General features: G+C 74.1%; 12 protein-coding genes. 5 read left to right on the top strand and 7 right to left on the bottom strand.

Annotation, left to right across the window (positions count from 1 at the left end):
* Window positions 1-42: 42 nt before the first annotated feature.
* Window positions 43-1,707, bottom strand: coding sequence for a right-handed parallel beta-helix repeat-containing protein (locus ABUL08_RS15075; RefSeq protein ID WP_350930545.1), 1,665 nt, complete (start codon window positions 1,705-1,707; stop codon window positions 43-45).
* A gap of 9 nt (window positions 1,708-1,716) precedes the next feature.
* The gene (locus tag ABUL08_RS15070; RefSeq protein WP_350930544.1) at window positions 1,717-3,351 is read right to left on the bottom strand and encodes a hypothetical protein; all 1,635 of its coding nucleotides are present in this window, start codon (window positions 3,349-3,351) and stop codon (window positions 1,717-1,719) included.
* Window positions 3,352-3,786: 435 nt separating this feature from the next.
* Here ABUL08_RS15070 and ABUL08_RS15065 point away from each other — a divergent pair, with 435 nt between their 5' ends.
* Both ABUL08_RS15065 and ABUL08_RS15060 read left to right on the top strand, forming a co-directional pair.
* Entirely contained in the window at window positions 3,787-5,388 is a 1,602-nt protein-coding gene (locus tag ABUL08_RS15065; protein ID WP_350930543.1) for a PKD domain-containing protein, read from the top strand.
* A gap of 74 nt (window positions 5,389-5,462) precedes the next feature.
* Window positions 5,463-5,930, top strand: coding sequence for a hypothetical protein (locus ABUL08_RS15060; RefSeq protein WP_350930542.1), 468 nt, complete (start codon window positions 5,463-5,465; stop codon window positions 5,928-5,930).
* Window positions 5,931-6,047: 117 nt separating this feature from the next.
* Here ABUL08_RS15060 and ABUL08_RS15055 read toward each other — a convergent pair whose 3' ends face one another.
* Window positions 6,048-6,638, bottom strand: coding sequence for a hypothetical protein (locus ABUL08_RS15055; protein ID WP_350930541.1), 591 nt, complete (start codon window positions 6,636-6,638; stop codon window positions 6,048-6,050).
* Window positions 6,639-7,309: 671 nt separating this feature from the next.
* Here ABUL08_RS15055 and ABUL08_RS15050 point away from each other — a divergent pair.
* On the top strand, window positions 7,310-8,314 hold the full coding sequence (locus ABUL08_RS15050; protein ID WP_350930540.1) for an NAD-dependent epimerase/dehydratase family protein: 1,005 nt from the start codon (window positions 7,310-7,312) through the stop codon (window positions 8,312-8,314).
* 7 nt (window positions 8,315-8,321) lie between these two features.
* On the opposite strand, the gene ABUL08_RS15045 is transcribed toward ABUL08_RS15050, so the two are convergent.
* The gene (locus tag ABUL08_RS15045) at window positions 8,322-9,296 is read right to left on the bottom strand and encodes an Acg family FMN-binding oxidoreductase (protein WP_350930539.1); all 975 of its coding nucleotides are present in this window, start codon (window positions 9,294-9,296) and stop codon (window positions 8,322-8,324) included.
* 188 nt (window positions 9,297-9,484) lie between these two features.
* Between ABUL08_RS15045 and ABUL08_RS15040 the strand changes: the two genes are divergently transcribed.
* Window positions 9,485-10,123 (top strand): response regulator transcription factor, encoded by a 639-nt coding sequence (locus tag ABUL08_RS15040; RefSeq protein WP_350930538.1) that lies wholly within the window; start codon window positions 9,485-9,487, stop codon window positions 10,121-10,123.
* Window positions 10,124-10,141: 18 nt separating this feature from the next.
* On the opposite strand, the gene ABUL08_RS15035 is transcribed toward ABUL08_RS15040, so the two are convergent.
* Both ABUL08_RS15035 and ABUL08_RS15030 read right to left on the bottom strand, forming a co-directional pair.
* Window positions 10,142-11,812, bottom strand: coding sequence for a GAF domain-containing sensor histidine kinase (locus ABUL08_RS15035; RefSeq protein ID WP_350938635.1), 1,671 nt, complete (start codon window positions 11,810-11,812; stop codon window positions 10,142-10,144).
* A gap of 93 nt (window positions 11,813-11,905) precedes the next feature.
* Window positions 11,906-12,916, bottom strand: coding sequence for an Acg family FMN-binding oxidoreductase (locus ABUL08_RS15030; protein ID WP_350930537.1), 1,011 nt, complete (start codon window positions 12,914-12,916; stop codon window positions 11,906-11,908).
* Between the two features lie 191 nt (window positions 12,917-13,107).
* Here ABUL08_RS15030 and ABUL08_RS15025 point away from each other — a divergent pair, with 191 nt between their 5' ends.
* Window positions 13,108-15,507 carry a heavy metal translocating P-type ATPase gene (locus tag ABUL08_RS15025; RefSeq protein ID WP_350930536.1) on the top strand — a complete coding sequence of 800 codons (2,400 nt, stop codon included), beginning with the start codon at window positions 13,108-13,110 and terminating at the stop codon, window positions 15,505-15,507.
* A 24-nt stretch (window positions 15,508-15,531) separates the two neighbouring features.
* On the opposite strand, the gene ABUL08_RS15020 is transcribed toward ABUL08_RS15025, so the two are convergent.
* A complete protein-coding gene (locus ABUL08_RS15020) occupies window positions 15,532-16,398 on the bottom strand; it encodes a universal stress protein (RefSeq protein WP_350930535.1) in 867 nt (288 codons plus the stop codon).

Genomic DNA, 16,398 nt, shown 5'->3' with positions numbered 1-16,398 from the left:
CCTCCCCGCGGGACCTTGAGCGAGATCATTCTATGGAGCCGGCTAGCGGATCGTGGTGAGCAGGTCCTCCAGGACCAGCGTGCGGAGATCGTCCAGACCGGGCATCCACCCGAGCGCGCGCAGCCGGCCGGACTGCGCCTTGCGCATGCCCTCCAGCAGCTTGCGCGCCTCGCGCGCGTTACCGAAGTTGCGGTCGCGCTCCACCTGGGAGAAGTGTTCGTGGAGGGCGTCACTGAGGCCCGGGGCGAAGACGTAGTCGTCGTTGCGGGCGATCCGCTCCGAGATCATGACCAGCTCGTCCGGGCCGTAGTTCTCGAACTCCATGGTCTTGGCGAAGCGCGAGGCCAGACCGGAGTTGGCGTCCAGGAAGTCGAGCATCTCCTGGGTGTAGCCGGCCACGATCACCGCCACCTGGTCGCGGTGGTCCTCCATCAGCTTGACCAGCGTGTCGATGGCCTCCTGGCCGAAGTCCGCGCTGGCCCCGCCCGCCCGGGAGAGGGTGTACGCCTCGTCGATGAAGAGCACGCCCCCCATCGCCTCCTCGAACACCGAGGTGGTCTTCTCCGCCGTGTGGCCGATGTACTGACCGACCAGGTCGCGCCGGGAGACCTCCTTGAAGCGGCCGTTCGGCAGCACCCCGAGCGCCTTGAGCAGCTGCCCGTAGATGCGGGCCACGGTCGTCTTACCCGTACCGGGGGCGCCGGTGAAGATCAGGTGGTGGCTGGCCGCACCCACGGAGAGACCCGCGTTGCGCCGCCACTCGTTCACCTGGATCTCGTCGATCAGCGACCGGACCTCGGCCTTGACCGCGGCGAGGCCGATCATCGAGTCCAGTTCGGTGAGCAGCTTGTCCATCTCGACGGTGTCCTGGTCGACGCCGCCGTCGGCGATGCCCACGCCGGTCATGGGCATCTTGCCCCCGTCGTTGAGCGTCACCGTCGGATCGGCCGCCGGGTCGACGTCGACGCCGGGCGGGGCGGTCTGTTCGACCCGGCACTGGTCCACCACGCCGCCGCAGCCCGGACCGAAGGCGATGCCGACGCCGTGCGTCTCGTGCACCCAGGTCTGCACGATCCTCGGTGAGCTGCGGTGCGCCACCACGATCCCCGCGTCCCCCGTGCCCGAGACGTCGCACCGCTCGATGGTGGGGCGGCCGGACTGGTAGACGTACACGCCCCGGTAGCCGCAGCCGGCCACCGTGGTGCCCCGGATCGTCGGGTCGGCCCCCAGCCGGACGATGATGCCGTCGTCGGTGACGTCCCGGATCTCACAGGACTCGACTGTGCCGCCCGCGTCGGAGAAGACGAAGCCGTGCTGGCCGCGTACCACCCGCACCTCGGCGGCGTCCACCGTGGCGCCGTCGGTGGCCTGGAGCCCCGCGCCGTAGCCGGCCGACAACTCGCACCTGCGCAACGTGACCCGGGCACCGGTGACCGCGACGGCCGGGTAGTCGCCGGCGGTCAGTACGAGGCCCTCCACGGTGACCTCACCGGAGGTGACGGCCAGGGCCGAACCGTCCAGCCCGCTCGCGTCCACCGTCGCCGAGCCGGCCTCACCGGACGCCTGCACGGTGAGGCGCCGCCCCACGAGCCGTATCCGTTCGCGGTAGGTCCCGGGGGCGAGCGAGATGACCGCCCCGTCAGGCGCCACCTCCAGCGCGTCGGCGATGGTCGGGTAGGCCCCGGGAACAGCCAGGGTCTTGGGCACGGCCACTCCTTAGAGCGTGAACGTCTGATCGCGGACCGAGTTGGCCACCTTCTTCAACTCGTCCTTGGCCGCGAGCGGTGCCGTCAGGCGCAGGACGAGTTCCCGGTCGATCTGACCCTCCGGTGTGGACCGCCAGAACGCGACGTACATGAGACCGTACACGGGCTTGCCGTCCACGCTGGTGGCGTACGCCCAGGCGGTGAAGGGGCCGCTGCGCGTCCAGCGGACGCCCCACGCCTCCTCGCGCTGGCGCAGCGCGGTGCGCTTCTGTTCGTCGCAGACCGGCTCGCAGGTACGGACGACGAGGTCACCGCCGCTGGTCATCGAGTCGCCGGCGCCGTCCCCGCAGCGGTAGTGCACCGCCGCGGCCCGCTGCTCCGCCTTGGTGCAGGTCCAGGTCGGTGGGACCCGGAAGTCGAAGCCCACGCCGTCGAGGCCGTTCATCGGCTTGGTGGACTCGGCAGCCGTGAAGGTCGGCCACTTCGACGGCCAGCCGCCACTGCGCGGCGGTTCCGCCCCCGGGGCGGCGGGCGCCGCCTCCGGCAGCAGCAGGTCGGCCGGGGAGTACCGGGCCGGGGCCGTGGGGGAGACCGGTCCCGGCACGCCACCGCCCCCGCCCCCGCCCCGCAACGCCTGCACGGCCACCACGGCGCCGCTGCCGGCCAGCAGGCCGGCGATCGCCACGAGGGTGACCAGCAGGCCGGTCCGTCGCCGCTTGGCGGGCGGCTGCTCACCGAACGTGGGAGCAGGGTACGGCGGGTACCCGGCACCGCCGGACACCGGCAGGCCGGAGGTGGGGTAGCCCGACATCGGATAGCCGGACACGGGATAGCCCGACACCGGCGAGCCGGAGACCGGCGAACCGGACACCGGGAAACCCGAACTGCCGTGCCCGGCGCCCGGGAAGCCGGACGTGGGCTGGCCGGAGACCGGCAGGCCCGACGTCGGCCGGCTCTCCACCGTGGACGGATACGGATGCCCGGACACCGGCTGGACGGGCACGGGTTCGCCCGGCCGCAGCGCGGGCGGCGTCTGCTGGACGACCATCGGGGTCGTGGGTGGTTCCGGTTGGACCGGCTCGGCCGGGGTGGGCTGGACCGGTACGGCCGGGGCGGCCACCGCGGGCATCGCCTGGGTGGGTGCCGACAGCACCGGCAGCGCCTCGGTGGGTGCCGACTCGCCGGCCAGCGGCTGGTGCGGCCCCGGCTGGACGGGCAGGGCCTGGGTGGGTGCCCAGTCGTCGGCGCCCGGCGGGGTGGCCGGTGCCGCCGTCGACGGCACCGGAACGGGCGCGGGATGGACCGGGCCCGGCTGCGCCGCAGGAGTCGGTGCCACGGGTTGCAGGTGCTGGCCGAGCGCCTCGAAGATCTGCGCCGCGCCGGCCCCCCGCTCCGCCGCGCAGGCCACCCACGGGCGGGCGCCCTGATGGTCGGCGCCGACGATCGGCAACTGGTCCGCGCCGGCCTGGCCGAGCGCCTCGGCCGCCGCCGCGAAGGCGTCCCGCCAGCGGTCGTCCACGGAGGCCCGCTCGTTGAGCACGGCGACGGTCACCGGACGGCCACGCTCGTCGGTCCCCGACCAGACGTCACCGACCTGGCAGCTGCTCAACGCCACCTGCAGGCGGTACTGCCCGGCGGTCTGCATGTCTTCTCCCCGTTCCCGTTCTCCACCCGGCCCGGCCGGGCAGGTCGTGCCGGACCGTGGGCCCTGCGTACCCTCGCGGCGGCGCTGTCGTCGCGACCTCGCCGAGCGGCCCGACGGTCCGCTGTGCCCGGTCCGGTCGCCCCTCGTCCGCCTCGGGCCCTGCTCCGCCGGAGAGTGTAGTGCGGGCCGGCGACCCCGTGCGGAGGGCCCGAGCCCGCATCCGGACGTCCCGTCCGGCGCGGTGGGAGGTCCGGACCGGACCGCGACCGGTCCGCCCGGACCGGCCGCAACGGCGGCGGCTGCGGCGGAAGAGCCTGGTGACATCCCCCCAACGGGCCATGGAACCCAGGTCGGCGACCGTGGCAGGGTGAGCCCGTGGATCACGCGAGCGGGCGGTCAGGTAGCGGACGGGGCTGGCGGCGTATCGCCGGCCGAGTGGGCGTCGCCGCCCTCCTCGCCGGGGCGGGGATCGTCGCGGCGTCCCCGGCGGCGCAGGCGACGGCCACCCGCACGGTGGCGTTCTGGAGCATGGACGAGGCGGCCGGGGCGACCGCGCTGAAGGACAGCAGCGGCAACGGTCGCAACGGCACCGTCGGCACCGAGGTGGTGACCGGCGCGCTCTACGCCGGGGCCACCGGCCACCGCTTCGCCACCCACCTGCCCACCGACATGGAGTACGTGCCGGGCCACGTCGACCTGGTGCCGCACAGCACCGACCTCAACCCGGACGCGGGCGACTTCTCCTTCACGATCCGCTACCGGACCACCTACTCCTTCGGCAACATCCTCCAGAAGGGGCAGGGCGCGACGGCCGGTGGCTACTGGAAGTTCGAGGCGCCGGGCGGGAAGCCCAAGTGCCTGTTCCGCGGCGGCGACGGCGCCTCCCGGACCGGCTACACCGACGTGTCGATCGCCGACGGCCAGTGGCACACCGTCACCTGCAACCGCACCTCGACCTACGTCGAGATGTACGTCGACGGGGTGCGGACCAGTCGGCTGACCGGGCCGACCGGCACCATCGCGAACACCTGGCAGTTCTCCATCGGCGGCAAGAGCCAGTGCGACGGCGTGAAGGTCACCTGCGACTACTTCGCCGGTGACATCGACTACGTCAAGATCCTCAAGGGGGCCGGCGGCAGCGTGAACCAGCCGCCCGTCGCCGAGGTCACCCCGACCTGCTCCGGCCTGGTCTGCACCTTCTCCGCCGCCGGCTCCACCGACGCGGACGGCGCGATCCAGGACCACCACTGGGACTTCGGCGACGGCACCACCGCCGACACCGTCTCGGTGCCGACCACCTCGCACACGTACGCCACGGCCGGCACCTGGCCGGTCACCCTCACCGTGACCGACGACCGGGGGGCCACCGGCACCACCACGGTGCCCGTCACCGTCGCGCCCGTCGCCGAACGGATCGCCTTCGTCGGAGAGGCCACCGCGAACGCCAACTGGACCAGCCACGCGGTGGTCGTACCGGCGGGTGTCCAGCCGGGGGACGCCCTGCTGCTCCTGCTCAGCCAGAACACCCACACCGGCACCGGGCAGCCGACCGGGGTGACCGGCTGGACCCAACTGGACCGGTTCGACGGCGGCTACGCCACCACCACCGCCTGGTGGAAGGTGGCGACCGCCGGGGACGCCGGCTCGACCGTCCGGGTGACGCTCGACGCGCAGTCCAAGGGCAACCTGGTGGTGGCCGCCTACCGGGGCGTCGCGCCCACCGCACCCACGTTCGCCCGGGCCACCGACACCGCCAGCTCCGCCGGCCGGATCACCCCGTACGCCACCGTGACGGCGGCGCAGAGCTGGGCCGTGTCGTACTGGATGCACGGCGACGGGCTCTCCGCCGAACTGGTCCCCCCGGCCGGCGTGCAGGTGCGCAGCAACAGTTCGCAGACCGGCGGTGGCCGGGTGACCGGGCTGCTCGCCGACTCCGGCGGCACCGTCCCGGCCGGCAGCTACGGCGGCCTGACCGCGACCGGTGCCGCCGCCAGCACCACCACCACGACCTGGACGTTCATCCTCCGCCCGGCCTGACGCGTCCCCGGGCGTCGCGCGGCCACGCGACGCCCGGGAGTGTACGTCCACATCGGAGCGGGTATGCCCCGGCGATGACCGTCGACGGGGGTACCGGTCAGGTACGCGAGCTGCTCGTCTCCCGGGTGTGGCCGGCGGTGCTGGTCCCGGCCGGGATCGCCGTGCTGATCGCCGTGGTGGGCATCGCGCTGCTGCGCTTCTTTCCGTACACGCCCTTCGGGGTGGCGCTCGCCGTCGTGATCGTCGGTGTGGTGCTGCGGCGGGACGCCCTGCTGGCCGACGAGACCGGGTTGCTGGTGCGGCGGCGCGGCCGGGTGACCCGCAGCTACCGGTGGGACGAGATCCGCCGCGCGGGGCTCGCCCGACCCGGGTTCGGCCAGGTCGCCCTCGCCGTCCATCCGCACGGTGGCCCCTGGGACGTGCCCGGCCCGAACAGCGCTGAGCTGGTCGGCCGGGTCTGGATGCTCCGCGGCCCGGACCGCGACACCCGTGACGCCCTCACCACCCTGCTCCGCACCCACGGCGTCGACGTCATCCCCTGACAACCGCCGATCCTGGACAGTTGTCGTTCGCTGGGAACGGCACCGGTCAAAAGATCCGGGTACGCCGCTGGCCGGCACCCCGGGTTCGGGGTGCCGGCCAGCGGTTGTTGCTGGTGGTCAGCTGTTCCAGTGCTGGGCGACCAGGTCGGCGGCCTGCTGCTCCCACTGCGCGTACGCATCCGGGTAGGCCGACACCTGCACGGTCTGCGCGGCCTCGGTCAGCGGCATGTCCTGCCACCCGTCGACCTGCTTCAGACCCTTCTCGAACGCCAGCGTGGAGTATTCGGGGTCGGTGATCTGCTCCGGCGTGCCCCAACCACTGGACGGGCGCTGCTGGAACAGACCCAGCGAGTCGTGGTCGTTGGCGTCGCCGAGGTGGCCGAGGTTCTCCAGCTTCGACTCCTGAAGGCTGGTGGCGATCGAGATGACCGCGGCCCGCTCCGGCAGGCCGGCCTTCTTGGTGGCAGCGATGATCGCCTTGGCGTTGGCGGTCTGCTCGTCGTTCAGGTCGATCTTCGACTGCTTGCCCTGGACGCCGTGCGGGATGAGCTTCGACGTGTCGGGCTTGTCGGCCTGCACGGCCGCGACGGGCTTGCTAGCGGTGACCGGGTTGGTGTCGGCGTGGGCGGCGATCGGACCGGCGAACACACCACCGGTGAAAGCCAGACCAGCAATACCGAGAACGCTCTTCCGCAGCATCGTGTTCATGAGGGGTAGCTCCATTCGGGGGTCGGCGCCTCCGTGGGGGTGGAGACGCAAGCACCGTCAGGCGCTCACACACGCACAAGGGGGGAAAGTCTTCGACCGGCTGGCTCGCGGGGCGGGGGCCTCTTCGCGGCGCCGGGACCATGTGTAACGACCGGCCGGCCACCCGCATTCCGGGGCCGGGCACCCGAGCGAACTGCGCGTCCACCGGGCCGTGGTACTCGGTCGTACGGTGGATGTAACGACCCGGCCCCCGCCATGATTCCGGCCTGGGGATGCCTGCGGTCACGTGCCGAACCCGACATTCGACGCAGGTGGTTCGGGACCGTCCAGCCCCCGCCGCGCTCTCCGCGCCGTCCGGCGGCCAGCTCATCGCGGTCCCAGGCGTCGTCGACTGATCGGCTTGCCGTCGACATGAACCACTCAGGCGGCTACGAACTTGATGGCATCAATGAATCACCCAGAACGTCCGGTTCATGCCAATTTTCACTCGGCTGAGGTCTGATTACACCAATGCCATCAAGTTCGTAGCGGCCGCTCACCACGCCGGCCACCTCGGTGGCCTCGCGGCCCGCCGGGGCGGAGACCCCGGCCGGCCGTCCTTCTGCCCAGGGCAGATCCGCCCACCGTGAACACGCCACTCCACCAGACCATCAGCGGGGCAGGGTGGACGGATGAGACTTCTGGTGTTGGGTGGTACCGGCTTCGTGGGCGGGGCGGTGGTCGCCGAGGCGGTACGTCGGGGCTGGTCGGTGACGGTGTTCAACCGGGGTCTGCACGGCGGGACGCCGCGGGGCGTACACCGGTTGCGGGGTGACCGGACGACGCCGGACGGGCTGGCGGCGCTGGCCGGCGGCGGATGGGACCTGGTGGTGGACACCTGGGACGGCGCGCCCCGGGCGGTGCGCGACGCGGCGCGGGCGCTCTCCCACGCCGTCCCGCACTACGTCTACGTCTCCAGCGCGTCGGTCTACGCCGAGCCCGTGGCACCCGGCTCGGACGAGACGGCCCGGGTCGTCGAGGCCGCCGCCGACGCGGTCGACGGCGACTACCCGCGGTTGAAGGCAGGCGCGGAGCGGGCGGCGGTCCAGGTGTACGGGGAGCGGGCGCTGCTCGTCCGGGCCGGGCTGATCCTCGGCCCCGGTGAGGACATCGGGCGGCTGCCGTGGTGGCTGCACCGGGTCGCCCGGGGCGGCGACGTGCTGGCACCCGGCCCCCGGGACCTGCCGGTGCAGTACGTCGACGTGCGTGACCTCGCGGCCTGGCTGCTCGACCAGGGCGCGGCGGGACTCGGCGGGGCGTACGACGTGGTGGGGCGGAGCGGACACACGACGATGGGTGGGCTGCTCGACGCGGTCGTCGCGGTGACCGGCTCCGACGCGGTGCTGCGCTGGACGGACCCGGCACCGATCCTGGCCGCCGGGGTGGAGCCGTGGAACGACCTGCCGATCTGGATCCCGGCCGGGCACCCGTACCGGTGGATGCAGGAGCGGAACGTCACGCGGGCGTACGCGGCGGGTCTGGTCTGCCGGCCGGTGGCCGAGACGGTCGCCGACACCTGGCGCTGGCTGCGCGAGGTGGGCCGGGTGCCGGCGAGGGCCGGACGGCCCGCGCGGGCACCGGTCGGGTTGGACCCGGCGCGGGAGGCGGCGCTGCTGGCCACCGTGGCCCCGCGCTGAGCAGCGGCTACGCCTGCACCACCGGCAGGTCCAGCACCTCGTCCACGGTCCGCCGCGGGGTGGGGCGACCCGGCTGCCCGTAGCCGATCCGCATCACCATCTGCGGCGTGCCGAAGCGGCCCAGGGAGAGCCGCAGGGCCTCCCGCGCCCCCGACACCTCGATCGGCTGGGAGATCATCGACACGGCCAGCCCGGCGTCCGTGGCGGTCAGCAGCACCCGCTGCAACGCCTGCCCGGCGATGATCTGGTCGGTGGCGGTGTTGCCCGGTGAGCCGAGCACCGCGACGAGGGGCTCCGGCTCGAAGTCCCGCCCCGGCGCCCGGTTGCGCCCGCCGAAACCGCGCTGCGGGAGCAGGTCCTGCGGTTCGCTCTGCGGTCCACCGGCGGCGGCCGGGACCCCGTCGGGAGCGGGTTCGGCGCGGATCCACTCGGCCCGCTCGGTCACGTAGGCGGGGTCCCGTTCGAGGACCCGGTGGGCGCTGCGGGCGATCTCCGCGAACGCGTTGACCGCGCTGGTCCCGATCACCAGCTCCAACCAGCACTCCTCGGCGCGGGCGGCCTCGCCGAGACGCCAGCGGGCGTCCGCGGGGACCGGGTCGGGCCAGAACGGCGCGCGGTTGCTGAACCGGCGGGGGATGGCCGCGTGCAGGCTCTGCTCGGTGGGGGTCGGGCGGCGCGGCACGTCCGGCACCAGCCGGGCCACCACGTCCGGTTCACCGGGGTACGGCCGCAGCCGCACCGTGGCCGGTGTGCCGGCGACGGCGAGCGCCAGCCGCAGGTTGAACAGGGCGGCGCCGCAGCCGATCCGGGCACCCCAGCCGGTCGGATCGGTGGCGGGGAGCCGGCGCAGCGGATCCACCGCCAGTTCGATCCCGCCGTCGCGGAGGCGGAACCGCCAGGGCTGGGTGTTGTGCAGGGACGGCGCCCGCAGGGCGTCGGCGGCGGCGGCCCTGAGCTGCTCGACGGTGAACCCGTTGTCCATGGTCCTGCTCCCTCCGTGGCAGCCGTGCCGCCCCCCGGTTGGCTCCCCTTCACGGTGCGTCACTCAGGGGCTCCCCGCGCAGGGCCGGAGGTCCCCTCCTGATCGGGCCCGTCTGCCCGACGGACACGCGTCCCGGTAGGGACCTTCGGCCCGTGGCAAACCCTCCGACGGCGGGGTAGAACAGACGGATGATCCGGGTGTTCCTGCTCGACGACCACGAGGTCGTCCGTCGTGGCCTTGCCGACCTGCTCACCAGCAGCGGCGACATCGAGGTGGTCGGCGAGTCCGGCTCCGCCCAGGAGGCGGCCCGCCGCATCCCCGCACTCCGCCCCGACGTGGCGATCCTCGACGCCCGGCTGCCCGACGGCAACGGCATCGACGTGTGCCGGGACATCCGCGCCGTCGACTCGTCGATCAAGGGTCTGATCCTCACCTCGTACGAGGACGACGAGGCGCTCTTCGCGGCGATCATGGCCGGTGCCGCCGGCTACGTGCTCAAGCAGATCCGCGGCACCGACCTGGTGGACGCGGTCCGCCGGGTGGCGGCCGGGCAGTCCCTGCTGGACCCGGCGATCACCACCCGGGTGCTGGAGCGGATCCGCAGCGGCGTGGAGCAGCCCCGCGAGCTGAAGACCCTCACCGAGCAGGAGCGGCGGATCCTGGAGTACGTGGCGGAGGGGCTGACCAACCGGGAGATCGCCGGCAAGATGTTCCTCGCCGAGAAGACGGTGAAGAACTACGTCTCCAGCGTGCTGGCCAAGCTCGGCCTGGAGCGGCGCACCCAGGCGGCGGTGCTGGCCACCCGGCTGCTCGGCAAGAGCCACTGACCCCCGGCGGGGTCGGGCTCAGTCGCGCAGCGGGACGCTCCAGCGCACCTCGGTGCCGTGCGGGATCACCCGGCCCAACTGGAAGTCGCCGCCCAGGCGTTCGGCCCGTTCCCGCAGGTTGACCAGGCCGCTGCGGGCGGCCTCCGGGTCGCAGCCGACCCCGTCGTCGGTGACCGTCACGCTCACCCAGCCCGCGTCGATCTTCACCGCCACCGCCACCCGCTCGGCCCGGGCGTGGCGTACGGCGTTGGAGAGCGCCTCCCGCAGCACGGCGATCAGCTCCGGCCGCAGGGTGTCCGGCACCGCGCTGTCCACCGGCCCGGTCAGCTCCAGCTCCGGCCGGTAGCCCAGCGACTCGGCGGCCACCTCGATCGCCTCGCGGATCTCGGTGCGCAGTGCCGCGCTCATCGGAGTGCGCAGCTCGAAGATGGTGCGCCGGATGTCGCGGATGGTGGCGTCCAGGTCGTCGACCGCCGCGTTGATCCGCTTGGCGACCTCCGGCCGGGCGTTCATCGCACCGCTCTGCAGCTGCAGGCCGGTGGCGAAGAGCCGCTGGATCACCACGTCGTGCAGGTCCCGGGCGATCCGCTCGCGGTCCTCCAGGACCACCAGCAGCTCCCGTTCCTCCTGGCCACGGGCCCGCTCCATGGCCAGGGCCGCCTGCCCGGCGAAGCTGCCCAGCAGCTTCACGTCGTCGTCGGTGGCCCGGCCGGCGTCCGGCCGGTGCGCGATCACCAGCACGCCGTGCAGGGTGTCCGCCGCGGCGAGGGGGGAGACCACCGCCGGCCCGGCCACCACCGGCAGCGGCCAGGGCCCGGCCTCGGCGAGGTTCGCCACCCACTCGTGGCGGCGTTCGGTGACCGAGCCGGCGAAGGTGGTCTCCGCCGCCGGCAGCACCGCGCCGACCAGGCCACGGACCGCCTCGTCGGCCCCGTCGACCACCTCGACGGTGAACTGGCCCTCGTCCTCGTCGTAGAGCAGCACCAGCGCCAGCTCCGCCTCGGCGACCTCGCGGGCGCGTCGGGCCACCAGGGTCAGCGCGTCGGTACGCCGGACCTCGCCCAGCAGCACCGAGGTGATCTCGGCGGTCGCCGCCAGCCAGCGTTCCCGCCGGTGCGCCAGCGCGTACAGCCGGGCGTTCTCGATCGCCACGCCGGCCGCGGCGGCCAGCGCCACCACGATCTCCTCGTCGTCCTCGGTGAACTCGGCCGCGCCCTGCTTCTCGGCCAGATAGAGGTTGCCGAAGACCTGCTCGCGGATGCGTACCGGCACGCCGAGGAAGCTGTGCATCGGCGGGTGGTGCTTCGGGAAACCGTACGACTTGGGGTGCCGGGTGATGTCCGGCATGCGCAGCGGCCGGGGGTCGTCGATGAGCAGGCCCAGCACACCCCGCCCGTGCGGCAGGTCGCCGATCTCGGCGTGCAGCTCGTCGTCGATGCCGTGGATGATGAAGTCGTGCAGCAGCCGGTCCGGCCCGATCACGCCGAGCGCGCCGTACTTCGCGCCGACCAGCTCGCACGCCGACCGCACGATCCGTTGCAGGGTGCTGCGCAGGTCGAGGTCGGAGCCGATGCCGACGACCGCGTCGAGCAGCGCGCGGAGCCGTTCCCGGCTGGTCACCACCTCGCCGACCCGGTCCAGCATCTCCTGGAGCAGTTCGTCGAGGCGGACCCGCGACAGCGGGCTCAACCCCAGTGAGGGGGTGACGGGCTCCTGCCGAGGGTTCGGTGTGCTGGCCACCGGGCGATGCTATCGCCCGGTGACCGTGTCGGACGAGCCCGGTTACGCGCCGAGGTCGCGTACGGCCGAGGTGTCGACGGTCTGCGCCGCCTCCAGCCGGGGCGTGTGCGGCGGGCCGGCGTGGGTCGGGTCGGCCAGGCCCAGCCGCATCGAGATGAAGGGGAAGCCCAGGTCGGAGAGCATGTGCCGGAGCGCGTACCGGGTGCCCTCCACCTCCACCACGCCGCTGAGCGGCACCAGCGACACGCCGAGGCGGGTGGCGGTCAGCCAGGCGGCGGAGAGCGCCTCGCCGGCGCGCAGCCAGCTGTCCGGCTCGTCCTCGGTGCCCCAGAGGATGCCGTAGACGGCGGCCCGGTCGTGGCCGGGGCCGATCGGCAGGCTGCCGGGCCGCCCGAAGTCGCGCCCCGGGACGGTGGTCTGCGGAGCCTCCGCCGGCAGCACCTCCGGCGGCAGGCCGGTACCGGTGTCGGACCGGCTGGTCCAGTACGCCAGCTCCTCCTGCAGCTCCGGGCTGCCGGCCGTGACCGCCGCCGCCTTCTGGGCGGCGCTGGCCAGCTCGATCTTCTGGTCGTCGTCGAGCACCTGGAGGTTCACCCCCTCCCGGGTGGCCGCCTGGCTGATCTCGCCGAGGGCCGCCGTGGGGATCGGCTCGTCACTGACCGGCCGCCGGTCGGTGTGCCGGACCTGCATGCACTGCACCATGTGCATCGCGTCCGGGTCGGCGCCGATGTGCTTGAGGCCGGTGAGGCGGGCCAGCAGGTCCGGCTGGGCCGGGTCGGGCAGCCGCTCCACCACCGGCAGCCAGCCCTCGGCGGCCAGCGCGACCCGCGCGTGGTGCAGCGCGGCGCCGCAGCTGACGAAGAGCAGGCGCCCCTCCGGGTCCATGACGCTGAGGTGGCGTTCCCGGACCACCCGCAGCTCCAGCGCGTCGGGCAGCACCGTCCAGTGCCACGGCTGCGAGTTGTGCACCGAGGGGGCGTGGCCGGCCGTCCCGGCGGCCTCCGCGAGCGCGGTGGTCAGCGGGCGGTCCGTAGCCGGCGTCTCCTGGCTCATCGTCACGACCTTTCCTGTTTCTCCCCATCGTGCCCCACACCGGGGTCGACCGGGTCGGGTTGCTCCTCCATCCTCTGCCATGACCGGACCGGGCGCACGCGCGGCCCGTACCGGCCGGCCGGGCACCTCGGCCCCTCGGATTACCCCGGTTTGCCCTACCCGCCCCGCTGCGCCGCTGAGACGATCCGCAGGTGGAAGCGGAACCGCGCGAGTGCGTACCCGAGAAACCGGTGCGGCCCCGCCGCCTGGACCGGCTGCGCCGACGCCTGACCGGCGGGTCCGACGGCGCGTCACGACCCGGCGTCCTGGAGTGGGCCCCGTTGGTGCTGCTCACGGTGGCCGTGCTGGTCGGCGCCGGGCTGTGGTTCGCCGGGCGGGAGACAGCGGCCCAGCTGGTCTGGGCCGCGGTGACGCTGGTGGCCCTGCTGCCGGCCGCCTGGACCACCCTCAGACAGGTGTGGCACCGGCAGTTCGGGGTGGACGTCATCGCCGTGCTGGCGCTGGTCGGCGCGCTGCTGACCCGCGAGTACCTGGCCGGCGCGGTGATCGCGGTGATGGTGGCCACCGGGCAGACGCTGGAGAACTACGCGCAGCGGCGGGCCACCCGCGACCTGCGGGCGCTGCTGGAACGCGCCCCGCGGCAGGCCCGACGGCGCACCCCGGACGGCGGCATCGAGGTGGTCCCGCTGGACCGGGTGGCGGTGGGGGACCGGCTGGTGGTCGGTCCGGGCGACGTGGTGCCGGTGGACGGGACCGTCGAGGAGCCGGCCACCCTGGACGAGTCGGTGGTCACCGGCGAGTCGCAGCTGGTGAGCCGGGGCGCGGGCGAGCCGGTGGCCAGCGGCGTGGTCAACGCCGGCGCCGGCTTCGGACTGCGGGCGACGAAGAACGCGGCGGAGAGCACGTACGCCGGGATCGTCCGGCTGGCCGAGGAGGCGACCGCGCACAAGGCGCCGATGGTCCGCCTGGCCGACCGGTACGCGGCGGCGTTCGTGCCGTTCACCCTGGCGCTGGCGGGTCTGGCCTGGCTGCTGTCCGGCCAGTTCATCCGGGCGGTGGCGGTGCTGGTGGTGGCCACGCCGTGCCCGCTGCTGCTGGCGACCCCGATCGCGATCGTCTCCGGGCTGTCCCGGGTGGCCCGGCGCGGCGTGCTGGTCCGCGACGGCGGCTCGCTGGAGCTGCTGGGCCGGGCCCGTACCCTGCTGATGGACAAGACCGGCACGCTCACCGCCGGCCGGCCCCGGGCCGCCGAGACGGTCGTCGCCCCCGGCGGCGACCGGGACGAGGTGCTGCGGCTGGCCGCCTCGGTCGAGCAGCTGTCCCCGCACGTGCTGGCCGCGGCGCTCGTGCGGCAGGCCCGGGAGCAGGGCGTACGGCTGGCCGACCCGACCGAGGTGAACGAGGAGCCGGGACGGGGCGTGACCGGTCGGGTCGACGGGCGACTGGTCCGGGTGGGGCAGCTCGCCGGCGAGCCGCCGGAGTGGGCGCACCGGGTCCGGGAACGCGCCGAGCTGGCCGGCCGCTCCACCGTCTGGGTCAGCGACGAGCACACGCCGCTCGGCGCGATCCTGCTGGAGGACCCGGTACGCCCCGACGCCCGGCGGACCGTCCGCCGGCTCCGGGAGGCCGGCCTGAACCGGCTGGTCATGGTCACCGGGGACCGTCCGCGTACCGCCGACCAGGTGGCGCAGGCCGTCGGTGTCGACGACGTGTGGGCGCAGTGCTCGCCGCAGGAGAAGGTCGCCCGGGTGAAGGAGGAGGCGGGGCGGGCGGTGACCGTGATGGTCGGCGACGGCGTCAACGACGCCCCGGCCCTCGCGGAGGCGCACGTCGGGGTGGCGATGGGGGCCACCGGGGCGACGGCCTCCGCCGACGTGGCCGACGCGGTGCTCACCGTGGACCGGCTCGACCGGCTCGCCGACGCCGTCGAGATCGCCCGGTACGCCCGCCGTATCGCGGTGCAGAGCGCCGCCGTGGGGATGGGGCTGGCGGTGCTGGCCATGTTCTTCGCCGCCTTCGGCCGGCTGCCGCCGGTCGCCGGCGCCTTCCTTCAGGAGGGCATCGACGTGCTGGTGATCCTCAACGCGCTGCGGGCCCTCGGTGGTGGGCTGCGCCGCCGCGACGTCCCGGCGGCCACCCGGGAGCTGCTCGACCGGTACGCCGGCGAGCACGGCGGGGTACGCGACGTGCTGGCCCGGCTGCGCGACACGGCGGACCTGGTGGCGACCCGGCCGGACGCGCCGGAGTGCGTGCCGGCGTTGCGTGCGGTGCACCGGCGGCTCGTCGACGAGGTGCTGCCGCACGAGGCGGCCGAGGAGAAGCAGCTCTATCCGGCGCTCGCCGGTCCGCTCGGCAGTGACGAGGCGACCTCGACGATGAGCCGGGGCCACGTGGAGATCAAGCGATTGGTCGACCGGATCGGCGGGCACCTGGCCCAGCACGACGGCGGCCGACTCCGCCGGGACGAGATCCCCGACCTGCTGGCCGCCCTCTACGGCCTGGACGCCGTGCTGCGCCTGCACCTGGCCCAGGAGGAGGAGGACTACTTCTCGCTCAACCCGGACGAGGGTCAGGCCCCCACCGGCCGCTGACCGGCCGGCGGGGGCCCGCCCGACTCAGCGTTCGCGGACCACCGCGACCGGACAGTGGGCGTGGTGGACGAGCTGCTGGCTCACCGAGCCGAGCACCATCCCGCGCAGCCCGCCCCGGCCCCGCGTGCCGACCACCACGAGCTGCGCCTCCCGGCTGGCCTCGACCAGCAGCGCGGCCGGGTTGCCGGGGCAGACCCGCAGCTGGACCGGCACGTCCGGGAAGGACTCCCGCCACTGGGCGAGTTCCTCCTCGGCCGCCGCCCGTTCCTCCACGGTCACCTCGTCCGGGTCGAAGCCCGGCGGCGACCACCGGTCGCCCGGGGGCTCCCACACCCGCAGCACGTGCAGCGGGACGTCCCGCTGCGCGGCCCGCTCGACCGCGAAACCGAGCGCCAGCCGGGCGGCCTCGGAGCCGTCGACACCGACCACCACCGGCCCGGACGTGGCGGCCTGTCCGTCGCGGACCACCACCACCGGGCAGTGCGCGTGGGCGGTCACGGAGACCGCCGTCGAGCCGGCGAGCAGGCCGCCGAATCCGCCGTGTCCCCGGCTGCCGAGCACCAGCATCCCGGCCTGCGCGGATCGTTCCTGGAGCACCAGCGCGGGCGGGCCGTCGAAGACCTCGCCGTGCACGGTGAGGCCGGGCCGGTCGGCGGCGGCGTCCGCCGCCGCCTTGCCGACCAGTTCCTCGACCTGCCGCCGGGCCTGCTCGTCCGGCCAGATGCCGGGCGCCACGCCGGGGCCGATCCAGCCCGCCACGGTCAACCACTCGAAGACGTACGCCAGCCGCACCGGCCGGCCCGACCGGCCCGCCTCGTCCAGCGCCCAGTTCAGCGCCACCGTCGCGTCCGGTGAGCCGTCGTAGCCGACCAGGATCTCGTCGCCGCTCAT

This window comes from Micromonospora sp. CCTCC AA 2012012 (assembly GCF_040499845.1).
GTDB classification, from domain to species: Bacteria; Actinomycetota; Actinomycetes; order Mycobacteriales; family Micromonosporaceae; genus Micromonospora; species Micromonospora mangrovi.
The sequence above is the reverse complement of the archived record's forward strand: the minus strand, read 5'-3'. Positions and strand labels throughout refer to the sequence as shown.

Excerpts from the sequence above, each read along its gene's own strand:
- ABUL08_RS15070 (WP_350930544.1), bottom strand. The coding sequence starts at position 3,351 with ATGCAGACCGCCGGGCAGTACCGCCTGCAGGTGGCGTTGAGCAGCTGC.
- ABUL08_RS15060 (WP_350930542.1), top strand. The coding sequence starts at position 5,463 with ATGACCGTCGACGGGGGTACCGGTCAGGTACGCGAGCTGCTCGTCTCC.
- ABUL08_RS15055 (WP_350930541.1), bottom strand. The coding sequence starts at position 6,638 with ATGAACACGATGCTGCGGAAGAGCGTTCTCGGTATTGCTGGTCTGGCT.
- ABUL08_RS15050 (WP_350930540.1), top strand. The coding sequence starts at position 7,310 with ATGAGACTTCTGGTGTTGGGTGGTACCGGCTTCGTGGGCGGGGCGGTG.
- ABUL08_RS15045 (WP_350930539.1), bottom strand. The coding sequence starts at position 9,296 with ATGGACAACGGGTTCACCGTCGAGCAGCTCAGGGCCGCCGCCGCCGAC.
- ABUL08_RS15040 (WP_350930538.1), top strand. The coding sequence starts at position 9,485 with ATGATCCGGGTGTTCCTGCTCGACGACCACGAGGTCGTCCGTCGTGGC.
- ABUL08_RS15030 (WP_350930537.1), bottom strand. The coding sequence starts at position 12,916 with ATGAGCCAGGAGACGCCGGCTACGGACCGCCCGCTGACCACCGCGCTC.
- ABUL08_RS15020 (WP_350930535.1), bottom strand. The coding sequence starts at position 16,398 with ATGAGCGGCGACGAGATCCTGGTCGGCTACGACGGCTCACCGGACGCG.